10 protein-coding genes are annotated in these 13863 nt (G+C 64.8%); 7 read left to right on the plus strand and 3 right to left on the minus strand.

The window, feature by feature from the left end; all coding sequences use genetic code 11:
• Nucleotides 1–32: 32 nt before the first annotated feature.
• The 4 genes from ABTY62_RS45200 to ABTY62_RS45215 all read left to right on the plus strand — a co-directional run bounded on the left by ABTY62_RS45200 (nt 33) and on the right by ABTY62_RS45215 (nt 6832).
• Nucleotides 33–1103 (plus strand): protein kinase family protein, encoded by a 1071-nt coding sequence (locus ABTY62_RS45200; RefSeq protein ID WP_352135223.1) that lies wholly within the window; start codon nt 33–35, stop codon nt 1101–1103.
• 40 nt (nt 1104–1143) lie between these two features.
• Nucleotides 1144–3369, plus strand: a complete 2226-nt coding sequence (locus tag ABTY62_RS45205; protein WP_352135224.1) for a protein kinase domain-containing protein — start codon at nt 1144–1146, stop codon at nt 3367–3369.
• Between the two features lie 49 nt (nt 3370–3418).
• The gene (locus ABTY62_RS45210) at nt 3419–5584 is read left to right on the plus strand and encodes a protein kinase domain-containing protein (RefSeq protein WP_352135225.1); all 2166 of its coding nucleotides are present in this window, start codon (nt 3419–3421) and stop codon (nt 5582–5584) included.
• A 795-nt stretch (nt 5585–6379) separates the two neighbouring features.
• Nucleotides 6380–6832, plus strand: coding sequence for a DUF2563 family protein (locus ABTY62_RS45215; RefSeq protein WP_352135226.1), 453 nt, complete (start codon nt 6380–6382; stop codon nt 6830–6832).
• A gap of 47 nt (nt 6833–6879) precedes the next feature.
• Here ABTY62_RS45215 and ABTY62_RS45220 read toward each other — a convergent pair whose 3' ends face one another.
• Nucleotides 6880–7245, minus strand: coding sequence for a hypothetical protein (locus ABTY62_RS45220; RefSeq protein WP_352135227.1), 366 nt, complete (start codon nt 7243–7245; stop codon nt 6880–6882).
• 1214 nt (nt 7246–8459) lie between these two features.
• On the opposite strand from ABTY62_RS45220, the gene ABTY62_RS45225 reads away from it, so the two are divergent.
• The 3 genes from ABTY62_RS45225 (at nt 8460) to ABTY62_RS45235 (ending at nt 10750) form a co-directional block, all read left to right on the plus strand.
• Nucleotides 8460–9716, plus strand: coding sequence for a S8 family serine peptidase (locus tag ABTY62_RS45225; RefSeq protein WP_352135228.1), 1257 nt, complete (start codon nt 8460–8462; stop codon nt 9714–9716).
• Between the two features lie 256 nt (nt 9717–9972).
• Nucleotides 9973–10365: a WXG100 family type VII secretion target gene (locus ABTY62_RS45230; RefSeq protein WP_352135229.1), complete on the plus strand. Its 393-nt coding sequence runs from the start codon at nt 9973–9975 to the stop codon at nt 10363–10365.
• A gap of 79 nt (nt 10366–10444) precedes the next feature.
• Nucleotides 10445–10750, plus strand: a complete 306-nt coding sequence (locus tag ABTY62_RS45235) for a WXG100 family type VII secretion target (RefSeq protein ID WP_352135230.1) — start codon at nt 10445–10447, stop codon at nt 10748–10750.
• A gap of 108 nt (nt 10751–10858) precedes the next feature.
• Here the strand turns inward: ABTY62_RS45235 and ABTY62_RS45240 are convergent, their stop codons facing one another.
• Complete coding sequence (locus tag ABTY62_RS45240; RefSeq protein WP_352135231.1) at nt 10859–12997, minus strand: DUF6571 family protein; 2139 nt, start codon at nt 12995–12997, stop codon at nt 10859–10861.
• A 30-nt stretch (nt 12998–13027) separates the two neighbouring features.
• Nucleotides 13028–13501, minus strand: a complete 474-nt coding sequence (locus ABTY62_RS45245) for a hypothetical protein (RefSeq protein ID WP_352135232.1) — start codon at nt 13499–13501, stop codon at nt 13028–13030.
• Between the last annotated feature and the right edge of the window lie 362 nt (nt 13502–13863).

Here is a 13863-nt window from a genome sequence, read left to right on the forward strand (position 1 = left end):
CGCTGGTTTCCGTGAAGGGGGAATCGTCATCCATGGAACCGCTGCGCTCGGACGACCCCCGGCGGATCGGACCGTATGACGTCGTCGCCCGGTTCGATACGGATGGCGGCCAAGTGCCGCTCCCTGAGCGCCGCTTCATCGCATGGCTGCCGGGCGGGGACCGTACGGTCGTGATCAGCACGCCGCTGCCCGGCGTGGACGCGGGGCGCTTCGCGGTGGAAGCGGCGGCCGCCCGGCAAGGGCTGCCCGGGCCCTGGATCGCACCCGTGGCGGAAGTCGGCGGCACGCCCGGAGCCCCCTGGTACGCCTCGCCGTACCTTCCCGCGCTACCACTGACGGAGGCGCTCGCCGCGCAACGGGGCCCTCTCCCGGAGCGCACGGTCCGTGTGCTGGGTGCCTCCCTCGCGGAGGCCCTCGCGGCGTTACACGCGGCGGGCGTGACACATGCCGGCCTCTCACCCGCCACTGTCCTGCTCACCGCCGACGGCCCCCGGCTGACCTGCTTCGGCGCGGTACGCGCGGCGGGCCCGGACGGTGAGCAGCGATCGGGACTGCCGGGGCTCGCCTCGGGCAGTCTGCCTCCGGAGCAGATCGCGGGCGGTCGGCCTCGGCCACCGGGCGACATCTACGCCCTGGGCTCGGTGCTGGCGTACGCCGCGACGGGACATCTGGTCCCCGAACGGCGCGAACTGCCGGAGGGGCTGCGCAGGACGATCGCGCTGTGCCTCACCCGGGACGCGGCCTCCAGGCCGCAGGCGGCCCAGCTGCTGGACGAGTTGCTGCCCGCACAGGCGATCGCCGGGATGACGGGGTCCGGCTTCGCGTCACACGGGACCGTTCTGGACGGCGCGGTGAGCCGGGCATCCGCGGCTCTCGGACCCGGCTGGCTGCCGGGACGGGTCATCGCGGCACTCGCCCGGCAGTCCGCGGAGCTCCTGGCCACGGAGGCCGCGGCACCGAGCCCGTATGCCCCTGCCGGCGGTCTGGACGCGGACAGCATGGTGAGCCATATCCCAGCCCCGCAGCCGTACCCGCCGGCGGCCCTCGGATCGGCGTACCCGCCCCCGGCCTCCACCGGCTTCCCCGTCTCTCCCGCCTCATAACACCCGCGCGCCGCCCGCGCCCTCACCGTGGACCGACCTGATGGCCCTTCCCCTGACCCATGACGATCCCCAGCAGCTCGGCCCGTTCCGGCTCATAGCCCGGCTGGGCGGTGGCGGTATGGGCACCGTCTATCTGGGCCGCTCGCCGCGCGGACGCACCGTCGCGCTGAAGACCATGCATGAGCGGATCGCCTCAGAGGCGACGTTCCGCACGCGGTTCCAGCTCGAGATCGATGCCGCCCGCGTCATGGGCGCGCGGTACGGCGCCGAGGTCGTCGACGCCGACCCCTTCGCGGCCGTCCCCTGGCTGGCCACCGAGTACGTACTCGGCCCGCCGCTGAACGACACGGTGGCCCTCTGCGGCCCGCTCCCGGAGCGGTCGGTACGAGCTCTTGGCGCCGCTCTCTGCGCCGCGCTCGGGCAGCTCCACAGCTCGGACGTGGTGCACCGCGACCTCAAACCCTCCAACATCCTGATCACCGCCTTCGGGCCGAAGGTCATCGACTTCGGCATCGCGCGGGCCATCGGGGACGACAGGCTCACCAGCGTGGGGGTGACTGCGGGCACCCCGGCCTTCATGTCGCCGGAGCAGGCGATGGGCGGGGAGCACACCGCCGCGGGCGATGTGTTCGCACTCGCCGGAGTACTGATCTTCGCGGCCACCGGCCACGGCCCCTTCGGCAGCGGCCAACCGGCCGACCTCCTCTACCGCGTCCGCTTCGCGGAGCCGGACCTCGGCGGCGTCCCCGCCGGGCTGCTGCCGGTCCTGACCCGCTGCCTCAGCAAGGATGCCGCTCACCGCCCCGGCATGGCCGAACTCGCCGATCGGCTGAACCATGAGGAATCCGAATTCACCGACCACCTACCCGAGGCCGCCCTCGCGGAGATCGGCCGAAGAGCCACAGAGGTGTGGCAGATCCAGCCCACACGGCTGCCCGCACCACCCGGTGCCGCCGAGGATGCGTCTCCTCGGCCCGGCATGTCCAGACGCAAACTCCTGGCCCTCGCCGGCGGCTCGGTCCTTGGCGCGACTGCTGCGGGCGTCGGGACGTGGGCCAGGCTGACCCGGCGGGGAGAGCAGGGTGACACCGCCGGCCCACGGCCGAGTTCCACCGGGCGCCCGTCGAACGTCCCGTCACAGGCGGTGTGGTGGGCGGAGGTCAACAGCGCGGATGAGACCTTCACCCCGACGCCCGTCGGGGACCTGATCCTGGTGATGGATGACAACGGTCTTAGAGGACTGGACGCGAAGACCGGCGAAGAGCGCTGGATCCGTAAGTGGGTCTCCTGGCAACTCGTCTCGGATGGCGAGCGGGCCTATGCCTTCACCCCCGAAGTTTCTTCTACGGAAGGGCTGTCAATCCACTCCATCGACCTCAAGAACGGTAGTCCGCAGCGTCTGATAGGGCGGTTCCGGGACTTCTACGGGTCACGCACGGAGCAAGCGCAACCGCTGGCCGCCGCTCACGGAGTGATCTATTTGGCCGCCAGAATTCGAAAGGGAGGTAAGTCGTCCGCGGATAATGTAAAAGGCTGGCATGTGTTGGCTGCCGATCTCCGGAGCGGCAAGGAGCTATGGCGCCAGCCGTTCACGGGATCCTATTCCCCAAAGCCCCCCAACAGCGGACTCGTCGCCAACGCCGCCGGGACGCGCTTGGCCCTCACCTGGCCAATGGTCGATGTCCCCACGGAGGAGCAGGACGCGATCGGAGCCTGGGACACCCGCACGGGCAGGATGCGCTGGTCATGGAAACTTCCTAGGAAAGGTCTGGACTACGATTCCTCCCTCGGCCCCGGCCAACTCGTGGCGGACGACGAACGTGTCTACTTCGGGACCGGGCAGCTCTACGCGTTCCGGCTCTCCGATGGAGACATAGCCTGGGAGTTCGGCGAAGGCCGGGACAAAGGCTCCATCAAGGGAAGCACACGCCCGTATGGCAGACCCGCGGTGAAGGACGGTGTGGTGTATGTAACCGAGGGGAGCCGCGGACTCGTTGCCGTGGAGGCGAACAGCGGCAAGCCGCTGTGGGAGGCAAGCCTGGGCGGTATGCCCAATATCGATGTCACGCCCCTCATCGGCAAGAAATACGCCTACGTTGCTGTCGGTGGAAAGGCGAAGATCAGCGCTGTCGACCTGCGTACGCACAAAGTTGCCTGGACCCTCCCCGTCCCCGGCAATTTCGACGGCACCTTCGTGGCCCATGACCGTGCTGGGACCCTCGTGTGGATGAGCGGCGATTTCGTGTGCGCCATCCCCTTCGAGTGACCCGACTTATTCACGGTATCCGGAAAATCAGCAGGGAGACATTCACCCCATGAACCCTCTCGGTCCCGGCGACCCCCTTCGCCTTGGCCCGTACCGCCTCGTCGCCGTGCTCGGCGATGGCGGTATGGGCAGGGTCTACCTAGGGCGGGACGGCAATGGCCGGGCTGCTGCGGTCAAAGTGCTCCGTCCGGAGCTGGCGTACGACCAGAACATGGCTCAGCGTTTCGTCCGCGAGGCGCAGGTCGCGCAGGCCGTCACCAGTTCCGGTGTCGCGCGTGTCCTCGGAGCGTGGATCGAGGGAGGCCGGCCATGGATGGCGACGGAATTCCTGGTGGGCCCGACGCTGGACCAGGTCATCGAGGAGCACGGCCCCTTTGACGACCTCGGGGTGCGGGAACTGGGCGCCGCCCTTGCTCAAACGCTTCAGGACATTCACGCCGCAGGATTCGTCCACCGTGACCTCAAGCCGTCCAACGTCGTGATGACGTCCTCAGGCCCTCGCATCATCGACTTCGGCATCGCGCGCCCCGAGCACGGCCTCACCCTCACCATCACCGGCCAGATACCGGTCACACCCGGTTACGGCGCACCGGAACAAGTGCTGGGGCAGCGCGTCGGCCCGGCCGCCGATGTCTTCTCCCTGGGCGCGGTTCTGGCGTACGTATCAGGCGGAGAGCGAGCGTACGACGGAGAACACGCAGCGACGGTGCAGTACCAAGTGGTGCACGGCGAGCCCAACCTGTCGGAGGTGACGGAGCCGATACGCGTGCTCGTCGCCCCGTGTCTCGCCAAAGACCCGGCTCACCGCCCCCTGCTCAAGCAGATCATTACCGTCTTCGCCCCGCCGCCCGGCACCAAGGCCAGTGCTAAAAAGGCTTGGCAACTCGGCGAGTTGGCCGCTGAAATCAAGCGGCGCGAGACAGCCGCGAAGCAGTTGATCGGCTCTCCTCCCAGAGTACGTACTCCCTCCGAGCTCCCCCGACGCCGTCTCATCACCGCGCTCGCGGCGGGTGGCGGCACCGTACTGGCAGCGGGCGGAGGAGGAGTCGCATGGTGGCTGCTGTCCAGGGACGGCGGATCGGGAAAGGCCCGACCGACTGAAGCAGAGAGCACCGCACCGCCGAAGCCGTGGGACGCGAAACGTCTAACGGCTTCGGAGTACGAGGACGGTACGGCGCCGTCGTCGCTGTGGGGGCCGCAGAACGGCCCCTCGCCGCTCGCTATCCAGCCCATGCCTGTACGGGATCTCGTCCTGGTGCAAGAGGGAGGAAGCAGTACTCTGGGCGCCTATAGCGTGATCGACGGGACGCGCAAATGGGGCGCTGAGAACGCTGGCTGGCGCGCGCAATACGTCGCACCTTCCGACGAACTCGTTGTGACGGTTGGCCCTATAACTGGTGACCCAGAGGGAAAGCTTCTTACCCTCGACAGTGCTACAGGCGAGGAGAAGTGGACGGCCCCCGCCAACGCCGTCCATGTCATCGCCGCGGACGCCGAGAGCGTCTATTTCGCGGCTTCGACCGACTTGATACGTCGCGGTTTCAACCTTCTGCGCGCCTTCGACATCGCCTCGCGTTCCATGCGCTGGACGGTTCCGATACCTGTAGAGGGCGGCGCATCTTCGTATCCGCCCAAGGCCGCCGCGGGCAGCGGACGCTTGGTTGTCTGCGGGCAGAACGGCAAGGTGGTCGCACTCGACACTCGCACAGGGAAGGAAGTCTGGACCCTGCCAGGGCAGGCGATGGCCATCGAGCCCATCGCTCCCGCCATCTCCAAAGGCATGGTCTACTTGGGTGGGAAATCCCTGACGGCCCGTAAGCTTCAGGACGGGCGAGAGGTGTGGTCTTTGCCTGCCAGGAGCGAGGTGGGGAAGAACTCGGGAGGCTGGGGTGCACCGGCGCTCGACGGTGATGCCCTCTACACTCTGGACGGCGCGGAGATCAGTCGTCGCGACAGGAGGAATGGGGAAGCTGACTGGACACACTCCTTCGGTGATGTCATCCCGCCGCACCATCCTCCTGTGATCCAGGGCCGGTCTATCTGGGCGCAAGAACATATCACCAGTTCGGGTGGTATCGCGGTCTTGCACAAGGACACAGGCAAACCGGCATGGACCTACACTGGGGAGGGTCGCGGCGACTGGGCGATGATGGGTTCAGGAAACCGCGTATTCCTAGTGAATGGCGGGAGTTTGACGGCAATGCCTGTGTTCTGACAGTAACCGCTACCTGCCCGGAACCCTGGATGCCATGGCCGACCACAAAGGATCTGTCCACTGCGCTGGAACCGCCCTGGAGCGTGCAGTTCGGTCGCCTTCCACCTCGACGGCCCTCCCGATCCACGCGGACCGTGCCGTGGCCGGCGGGCGCAACAGTGCCCATCGGCCGTGGTCTGGCAGGCGCAAGCAGCGCGGGGGAACGCACGGATTATCTACGCCGGGCAGTCGGTTGTCGTAGATCTTCGCGGCCCACCCGGATCGCGAACACGAGACCACCTGCACCTGCGGCCGCAGACTGGTCGACACCCACAGCCGACTGTCCGAGATGCTGTCACCTGCCCGCCCTGGCCGACCTCGGCTACCAGAACGCCGGGCCCAGCTTCCCTCAACCGGCCATAAGCTCACCCGCGGTCAACTCGTCGGGCCAAGGCGTGGTGTTTCAGTGCTGTCATCCGATGGGCTGACGGCGTCCACGGTGTCGTCAATCATCCGAGCTAAGATCACCAAGCGTTACGAAAGCATCGCCGAGAAAGGTTGAAACTGGGACGGGGCGCTTCACCCAAGAGGAGAAGGGCGGGTTTACCAGCGAGAACCTTAGGAGCCACTGGGGGGCGATGCTCGCCGTAGCGGCAGCTAGGTCCATGGCTGACGGAGCGGTGCATGTGTGGGGTCCGCTGGGCGGCGATCTGTTACAGACTCGTCGATCTACTTTGACCATATGATAGTTGGGCCACGTCGGCGGGATCGCTAGAGTGGTTCAGGGCATCGTCGGTGTCACACGGGGAGGACGCGGTGGAGACGCCACCAGATCCGGGCGGTTCGGTTGAGTCGCCGTTCGGTAAACGCATGGCCAAAGAGGCCGAGACCTTGAAGAAGTTCAAGGGTCGGATTGATGAAGTTTTGTCCGAACTTGAGAAGTCGCCTGCGGCTAAAACGACTATTGACGCGCAGACCCTCTCCAGGGGCGTCTATGGCGGCGATCTCGATTCGGCTCAGAAATTGTACGAGCTTTACAATACCGCTCATGAAAGCATCAAGGCCTGGTCCAAGACCTTCGGTGACCAGATTGAGGCGATGGGCATTGCGGCGCTGATCGCTGAAAACGGATACGACGAAATTGACGCCGAGCAGAGGCGCCGCATGCAGGAGATCCAGGCGGAGGCCCAGAAGTACTACCGCGACCCCTCCACTGGCAAGTCGACGGCGAAGGATAAGCACGGCAGTCGCTCCAGCGATGGACCATAAGGGGGTAGGGGCAGATGGGGAAGTACGACCACACGAGTCACTTTGAGCTATATGCCATGGTGCAGGGTGCTGACCCGATCAAGATGAGCGATGTCGGTATCGCGCTGGATAAAGCATGGAATGACATAAGCGGTATCGCGGACGAGATGCGGGCGCATGCTGAGCGCGTTATCTGGGACGGCGAGGGAGGTGATGCCTTCCGTGGCTGGGTCGAGGAGTTGTCCAAGCAGACCCACAAACTGGCTACCTATACGATGTTGGTGGGTAAGAACATGTCCGCCGCTGCAACAGGGCTGGCTTTCGTCCAGGGAGGCATGCCCGATCCGCCCGATAAGTGCTACGTGGAAGAGAACGCGGCTCGGCGGAAAGAGCGCGAAGAGGCCATCAGGCAGATCGAGGCGCTGGACTCGCATTACACGACAGCGCAGAGGCTTATTGGCGACCTAGAGGGGCCAAACTTCCCAACTCTGCCGACCAGCTTTGCCCCGCGTGATGCTGGCGGCGAACGCGTAATTCCCGGGACCGGAACCGAGCCGTACGCGACGGGCCGCGAAAATAGCGTTGCGTCTGCATCGGTGCTGTCTGCTGCTGACCGCTCTGTCCTGGGCCCGAAGGCCGCGCCCATACACCCTGCCGATGTGAGCCCTCACACGCCGGTGATCCCGAACGGCGGCAGCGTGGTCCCCGGGGTGGACGTCCCGGATCCGACCAACACGGCTATCGACTCCGTCAAGACCCCGCCAGTGCCGGACGCGATCGATAGGCCCAGCACTCTTCCTCCATTGCAGGATGTTCCCAACGTCCCGTCGAATGGCCCCAAGGTGCCCCCGGTCATTGGCCTCCCGGGGCCGCGGCCGGTCATCCCCACTGCTCCGCCTATCAGCCGAACCACACCGGTCCCCGGACCTGGGCAGTTGGGCAAGCTGCCCCCGACCGCACCAACCACACCACGGCCGTCGAGTATGCCTCCGCGTATTCCGACGAACGATGGAATCGTCGGAGGGAAGCGCAACGTCGGGCCGACCAACGCGCCCCGGATTCCGCGTGGCATGGTGGTCGGCGAAGAACCGCACGCCCCGATGACCCGTGGCCCTGTCGGACCTGGCGGTTACATGCACCATGGCCCCATCTCCACCGGCCCCAACGCTCCCGGACGACGACTTGTGACGGAGCCCGGAGGCATGGTTGACCGCCCGAAAGGAACCAACCCGCCTGGGCGGAGTCTGCCGCGCAGCATGGTTGTGGGGGAGGAGCGCAATGTTCTGCCTCGTGGGCCTCTGAGCGCGGGAGTCCACCCGGTCGACGGCAGTGCGCACACCCCTGGCGGCACAAGCTCGGGCCGACGTTTGACGTCGGAGCCTGGGGGTGTCACAGGAGGGCCGCGGGTCCCGCGCGAGGGACGCTCCGAGTTCACCCAGGGAGGTTCGGGGCTCGTGCGTGGGAGCCACGGCCCTGGGGCGGCACCGCACTCCTCGGCTCTTCCGCACGAAAACCGGCGCAACGCCGGGGCCAGGCCGGACTACCTCGAAGAGGATGAGGAAACTTGGTCCGGCGGCCGGCGTAACACGGTCCCGCCGGTTATCGAATAGCCTTCGGAAAAGCTGCTCACGCGAGGAGTAACCACTAGATGCTGCTTTCATCCCTCGGGGTACGGCGTCGGGCCCTTTTGGCGCTGGCCGGTGCCGTACTCGTTTCCGCAGGAGGTATCGCACCTCCTGCGGAGGCACAGGATATTCGCTCGCGACAGTGGTACCTCGACGCGATGAAAGCGGACGACATGTGGAAGGCGAGTCGAGGAGAAGGAGTGACCGTCGCTGTCATTGACACAGGCGTCGATGCCTCACTACCGGAGTTGAGAGGCCAGGTACTGCAGGGCACTGACCCCGCCGCAAAGCCCAAGGACCCTCGTCAAGACTCGGACGGTCATGGCACCAACATGGCTGCGCTGATTGCTGGTACGGGTGCTGGTGGAGGGATTCAGGGGCTCGCTCCGAAAGCTAAGATTCTTCCCATCAGGAACGTGCCAGATGACAGGGTAGACACTGCTGACGAAGTTATGGGTAGGGCTATTCGGTACGCTGCTGATCACGATGTGCAAGTCATCAACATCTCGTCAGGGGCAATCGCTCTCCCGGAACGGTTCCCTCTCACAAAAGCAGCCGTTCAACACGCAATTAAAAAAGGGAGTTTGATCTTTGCCGCTTCGGGCAATAGCGGTGATAAGGGAAATCCGATCGAACTTCCTGCCGGGATTCCCGGGGTTGTTGGTGTAGGTGCGATTGATAGCGACGGCACGGCGCCCAGGTGGTCTACCGCTGGCGATCAAGTTGTGTTGGCGGCACCTGGGGTTAATATGGTCACCCACTGTACGAAGTCCGAGGGGCTCTGCAGTTCGCGAGGTACCAGCCAGGCCACCGCCATCGCCTCGGCTTCTGCCGCTCTCATCTGGGCCAAACATCGCAAATGGAACAGTAATCAGGTCCTGCGCGTCATGATGCAGACCGCTGGCAGGCCGAAGAGCGGTGAAGTTCCCAGTTCCTACGTCGGCTACGGAACCATCCGCCCCCGCAAGGTCCTCCTGGACGGCGAGGGAGACCCCGGCCCAGCCAACGTCAACCCTCTCCTGGCCCGCGAAGGCGCGACAAAGCCAGACCCCTCCGCATCGGCCTCCGCCTCCAAGTCCCCAAGCGCCGACCCACAGTCGACACCCACGGCCACGGACGACAAAAAGGGCGACAAGGAAACCATCGCGGAGCCCAAGAAAAACGACGACAGTAACAGTACTCTCTGGATCGTCATTGGCGCAGGCATCGCCGTTCTCCTAGCGGCGGCCGTCGCGATCGCGCTTGTCCGCCGCCGCGGCAGTGCATCGGCCGGCCTATGACGAGCCGTCACTGCCGCGTACCGGACCGGGTACTCCGCCAAGACACCCCTGGGGAGCCGGGGTGCTGTCGAGCACCTAGCTCTCGTTCAACAAATGAAATAAGCGTGAACGCTGAGCGAGGTGTTGCGGACGCTTACTACAATGTGTAGGACACCTAAAAGCAGTACGATGAACCCCAAGGGGTTCGCGCACAGCGGTGAGTTGAAGAGCGAAACCCCATGTCAACTCGCCAACAATTCATGGGGGAAGGTGGAACATGGCTGGCACACAGCGGCTTGATAGCGCGGCATTCAACTCCTTCGAGCAGGCCCTTGCGCAGGCAAGCCAGGAGCTCTCGGCCAACCTGCGCACTCTGGCGAACGCCATCGCCACGGTCGACGCGGCTTGGACCGGTGGCGGCGCCAATGCGTTCAAGCAGGCGCAGATGGCCCTCAACGACGACCACGATGCCTGCCGTCGACTGCTCGACGGCATCAACGAGGCCGTTATCATGACCCAGCGCATCGGTGGTACGAACGACGACGACATCGCCGGTCAGCTCAAGAGCATCGACGTCAACGGCGCGGCCGCAGGCGGTCACCTCGTGGCGGGTAGCAACGTCGGTGGCCTCGGTGCCGGCACCGAAAGCCGGATCGACAGCTACATGTAATTCAGGCCCGGTATTCGGGTGCCTTGGCATTCCGGGCGATCGACAAAGCACACACGACAACCCAAAGAGTGGGGGAGAAGTGGCCGGAGCAGAGGACCTCAAGGTCCATTACGGATCGGTCGAGCAGACCGCCAACGACATCGACAGCGGTGCAAAGGTCGTTCGCAAGCAGATGGACGATCTCCTTGCCGCGGTCAAGCGAGTCACCGACGGCTGGGAGGGTGAGGCCCACCAGATGATGCAGTCTGCTGAGAAGCAGTGGAACGCCAGGGCCACCCACATCGAGGCCACCCTCAAGCAGGTCGCGGCCAAGATTCGTGACGGCAGCATGGCCTACCAGGCCACGGACAAGAAGGCCTCCACGCTGTTCGACATCAGCTACTGAGGGTGTTAACGCCTAATGGGGTGGGCAGCGGCTACAGCCGCTGCCCACCCCATTAGCATGTCAGATGACGGTAGATCAGCACGAGGGAGCGAGTCGGCTCCCTGATTATCAGTCCAGGTAAATCAGTGCCTCCGTCCGTGCGCTGTCGTAACGTTCCTGCCCGGAGCCGACGAGATGCCGTGACAGACCGGTGTCGACACCGTGGCCGTTCGCCTGGGCCCAGCCCGAGACCAAGTGGTTCACCTGCTTCTGTCCGGTGGTGAAGTGATACTCGGTCTCCTGCGCCGCCGCAGCGTTCGCCTGAGCGATCTGGTCCTCTTTCCAGTCATAGGCCCCCGCGTAGAGGATGCGGTAGACGGCATCCGAGATGAACCCGATGGGCTGGCCTTTGAGCGCACTGGCGGCAGCCTGCATACCGCCGGTGATGACGAATTCGGCCGTCTGGGCATGGTTGGCAAACGAGACGGCGTCGTTCTTCTTGTCGCGCGCGATGTCGGAGCTGATGCCGTCGTAGAAACCGAAGGCGTGCGAAGCCCCTTCGATGGCCGCGGCACGTTCGTTGGGGTTGGCGAAGTCCGTCTGGGAAAGAGTCCCAGCGGCGTAGAACCGCTCGGCCTCGAACATCTCGCCGAACGCCTTACCGTCATCCGCCACACCACGCATGATGCGGGTCAGGCTCTCCTTCGGGACGGACATATGGGAGTCCTTGCCACCCGTGCCGTCGTGCCACACGCCGTCCTTGTCCATGTATGGACCGGTGCCGGTCAGGATCTCATGGGTTTCGGGCGTGTAGTCGACGAGCATGCGGCCCAGGTTCGTCCGCAGGTTGTCGGGTATATGGGTTCCCTTGCGACCGTCGTCGAGGATCGTGATCGTGTCGTGCATCACCCGGGACTCGGCTTCAGTGTGATAGCCGAGAACGTGGTCCGCGCCCGGGACATCCCCGGTGGCGGCCGCCTCCAGCGCCGCGCCAAAGCCCACACGATTGAAAGGGAGGTCGGACGTGTGGACCGATATGCTGCTGGGCGTGGCCGTTGTCGGCCAGTCACGATCCTTGAGTAGATATTTCAGGTGATCGTTCTTGCCGTCCGCGCCGGGGTCGAGGAACGATGTCGCGACGTTCGGCTGCTGGCTCATGATGCCGAGCAGGCTGTCGAGCGGGTCGGTCGCTATGCCCTTGTGGGGGGCCAAACCGGCGCCCTGCCACATGGCCCACCGGCCGGTCCCGTACTTGTCGCTCTTCTCCAGGGCGATGATGTCGTTGCCGACGTCAGTCAGGAACTGCTTCCCGTAATTCTTTCCGTGAGTCATCAGCTCCACGAACGACTGATAACCGAAGAGCGGGACCGTCCCCCCGTCGAAGTCCCTCGCACCCGCCTTGCGCAGGCCCTCGCGCCACTTGTTGTAGAAGGGGTCGGAGGGTGACTTGGTCGCGGTGGCCAGCGAGGTGGCGACGCCTTCCTGGAGGGCGCGGAAGTCCTTCTCAGCGTCGCCCTTGGCCCGATCGTTGAACTTGAGGTTCAGATCGATGACGCCCTTGGGGCCGATACCGTCCAGAAACGTCTGGCTGAACGCCTTGTTGTACTCGTTGTCCCGGAACAGCCGCTTGAACTCGGCCATCTCCTTGTCGCTGAGCTTGTCACCGGAGTTGATTCTGGTCGCGAGCTCCTCGGCTTCCTTGCCCTCGACCTTCTCGATGTCGCCTTCAGCCTTGTTGTTGAACCCGTTGACCGCGCCGTCGATGGGATTGGGGTCCTCCACGGCTGCCTTGAGCGCGAGCTTCACGCCCTGGTCCGCGTCGTCGACAGCTCTGACCGCCGCCTCGATGTGCCGGGTCCACGACTGCTCGACATTGCGCAGATCCGGGTCATGGCGTGCGGCATTCGCAGCGGTCGCGCTGGCCTTCGAGTAGTCGTAACTCGCAATGCCGGCGTCCGAGACCTTCATCCCGGCCTTCTCCGCGTCCGCGACCGCGGACTTCACCTTCCCGCGCAGCTCCACGAACTGGCTGTGCGCGTCCCGTAGGATCGAGGCGATAGCGCGGGCCTCCTTGGGCGCCGCGGTGAACTGGTCGTGGGTCACTTGCATGTTGGGGCGCGCGACGAAGTACGCCTGACCGGACCAACTTCCGTCGGTCGAGACCGATTTGACCTTGCTGTCGTAGATCTTCTGGACTGCCTCGAACTTCTTGGCGGCCTCGTCCCATTTGGTGGCGGCCGTCTCGAGGAGGGACAGGTCGATGGTCATGACCTGGTGGTACGTGAGCAACGAGCCCCCCTAGCGGTAGTAGTCCGAGATGCGAGACGAGAACGGAATGTTGTCCGAGGACTGGGTGGGCGGAACGGCCGTGGTGAGATCTGACCCGACGAGGAAGTCATTGGTCAGGAAATACTTGTTGGTCCCACTCAGCGCGGATTTCTCCTGCGTGAGGCGCGCCTGAAGCGCCTTGACGGAGGTGTGCCACCCCTTGAGGGCATCGGTGATCCCACTACCGGTGGCCCAGTCCTTGAACTCCTTCTCGGCCTTCTCGGTTGATTCGTCGACGCACTCGCCGGCCGTCTTCGTCTGCGGCTGGACATCGTCTTCCAGGGCCTTGACGGCGCTCTTCTTCTTGGATGCGCTGGACTTCAGGTTGAGCGATCCAGGGAGACTCGGGCCAGGGGGGTCGGTCTGGTTAAGCCGCATGTAGGTGGACTTCTGCCCCGCCGCAGCGTCGGTGCGGAGCTTGGACCACTCGTCCTCAAAGGTCATGATTCCCCCATGGCTAGGCTTCAAGTGGCGCGTCGCGTACGGCGATTAGCCTTCCGAAGTTAGCATGCTGATGCCTTGTTATTCACCCCTTTCCGGGCACACTGGTCGAACGATCGGTCGGTTTGTGTGCTTCGGCCCTTGCCTGTACCGGTTCTCCTTGCGGAGGATGACGTAACGATTACGCCGAGTGCCGGAGGCTCGAACCAGGAGTGTCCGAAGGGGAAACTTACGGGGTTAGACGCGAGTTCGTCTACGCGGGTTCCGGGTTGAACTTCATTCACAGGTTACGAGTTGCCTGCGGCCCTGGCGTTGGCCTGGACCTTAAGTCATCGCGTCCGTGCTGTGGGTTAGCGGAGTGTTAA

The sequence above is a fragment of the Streptomyces sp. NPDC097640 genome (assembly GCF_040302705.1).
In the GTDB taxonomy this organism is placed as follows: Bacteria; Actinomycetota; Actinomycetes; order Streptomycetales; family Streptomycetaceae; genus Streptomyces.